The sequence below is a fragment of the Streptomyces sp. SID1328 genome, from assembly GCF_009865595.1.
In the GTDB taxonomy this organism is placed as follows: Bacteria; Actinomycetota; Actinomycetes; order Streptomycetales; family Streptomycetaceae; genus Streptomyces; species Streptomyces griseoluteus.
Genome location: NZ_WWKH01000836.1, coordinates 1 through 1,970, shown reverse-complemented (window position 1 = coordinate 1,970; position 1,970 = coordinate 1). Strand labels below are relative to the sequence as shown.

At 73.4% G+C, this 1,970-nt stretch carries 2 protein-coding genes; both read right to left on the bottom strand.

What is annotated here, in order from left to right:
• Nucleotides 1-1,067: glycosyl hydrolase (locus GT030_RS26700; RefSeq protein WP_161203302.1), on the bottom strand; the 1,067-nt coding region annotated here is incomplete at its 3' end.
• 304 nt (nt 1,068-1,371) lie between these two features.
• On the bottom strand, nt 1,372-1,970 hold a 599-nt coding region (locus tag GT030_RS26695; RefSeq protein ID WP_161203301.1), incomplete at its 5' end, for an LPXTG cell wall anchor domain-containing protein.

The window sequence follows — 1,970 nt, the reverse complement described above, 5'->3', positions numbered from 1 at the left end:
GGGGCCGGGGTCGGGGTAGGCGTGGTCAGCCCCGTGCGCCCGTACAGGGTCGTCCGGTACACCTTCGCCGCGCTCGGGTTGACCGGGCACTGCCAGACGCCGTGCGGGCAGTAGTCGGTGAGGGTGTTGTAGAGCGGGCGGTGTTCGTCCATCCAGGCGAGCATCCGCCGCATGTACTCGGGGTTGTCGCCGTTGCGGAACAGCCCCCACTCCGGGTACGAGACCGGCTTGCCGTGCGCCTTGGCGAAGTCGACGTGCGCCTGGAGGCCGTAGGGCTCGGTGATCTGCTCGTCGAAGGGCATCCCGGCCGGCTGGTCGTAGGAGTCCATGCCGATGATGTCGACGGTGCCGTCACCGGGGTAGCACTCGGTCCAGGGCACGGCGTCCCGGCCCCTGCTGGGCGTGAAGTCGAAGCGGAACCGCTGTCCCGGCACCGCGCGCATGGTGGCGACGATCCGGTTCCAGTACGTCTTCCACGCCTCGGGGTCGGGCCCGCAGCGGTGGGTGTAGGTGATGCCGTTCATCTCCCAGCCGAGCACCAGCACGGTGTCCGGCACGCCGAGCTCGACCAGCTTCTCGGCGAGCGCGCGGAAGTGCCGGTCGAACCCTCCGGCGGCGGCCTGCCCCAGCAGCAGCCGTACCTGGGCGTCGGAGAGGTGCTCCTCGTTGCGCTCCTGCATCGGCACGTTGAGGACGAGGGTGCGGTCGGCCTTCTCTCGCCGCCAGTGCGCCCAGGGTTCCAGGAAGCCGGGCGGGCCCTCGATGTCCCGCCACTGTCCGCCGGGCAGATAGGTGTGCGCGACCTTCAGCTCGGCGCCGCCCAGCCAGTTGCTCAGGGCGGGCATCCGGGCGATCCCCAGGGGGCCCGAGCCGAGGAACGCCCCGAAGTCGGATCCCCGGTGGACGGGCGGGGGCGCCGGGGTCGCGGTGGGGGCGGGGGCCGGTCGGGGCGCCGTCCGGTGCGGTCCGTCCGCGACGCCGGGAGCGGCCAGGGCGACCGACACGGTGATCGCCGCGGCGAGGAGGGACAGCCGTCCCCGCCGGGTCCTGCGCCACTGTGGAGCCATCTCGGCCCCTCCCTCCGCCCGGCCCTGCCCTCGCGCCGCGAACAACGCCTGTACTGACACCCAGTCACACGCACCGGGTGTTCGCCAGCGCGGTTACGGCTTGCGGGTGGCCGCGGCCCCCGCGTGGGTGAACGGCGAAGGCCCCGCCGGAGTTATCCGTGCGGGGCCGCGCGCCTGGCCGCTCCCGGCCCGTCGGCATGGCGAGCAGCCGGACGGGACGCGGCCCGAAAGGATGCGTACGGCGCCGTGGCGGTACGGCGCCGTCGCCTCTGGGTGCCGGGCGCTCGGGTCCGGCACCCCGTGGTCAGCGGTGCCGGGACATCGTCCGGCCGCGCCGGAACAGCAGGACGCCGGCGGCGATCAGCACGGCACTGGCTCCCGAAGTGGCCAACAGCATGCGCGAGTTGTTACCGGTGTGCGGGAGGGTGGGCGGGGTGGTGTGCCCACCTGGAGGCGGAGTGGTGTGCCCTCCCGGAGGGGGCGTGGTGTGCCCGCCGGGAGGAGGCGTGCTCTCCTCGCCGCCGTACGGAGGCGGAGTGGTCTCCTCGCCGCCGTAGGGGGGAGGGGTGGTCTCGTTGCCTCCGTACGGCGGAGGGGTGGTCTCGTTGCCTCCGTACGGCGGAGGGGTGGTCTCTTCGCCCCCGTACGGCGGAGGGGTGGTCTCTTCGCCGCCATAAAGGGGAGGAGACGTTTCTTCACCGCCGTAGGGAGGCCGAGTGGTCTCCTCGCCCCCGTAGGGCGGGGGCGTCGTGTCGTCGTCGCCGTAGGAGGGCGGGCGAGTCGTCTCCTCGTCGTGGCCGTACGACGGGGGCGAGGTCGTCTCGTCGTCGCCGTACGAGGCGGGCGCGGTGGTGACCGGGGCGCTCGGCTCGTCATGGCCGTAGGACGGGGGCGGGGTCGTCT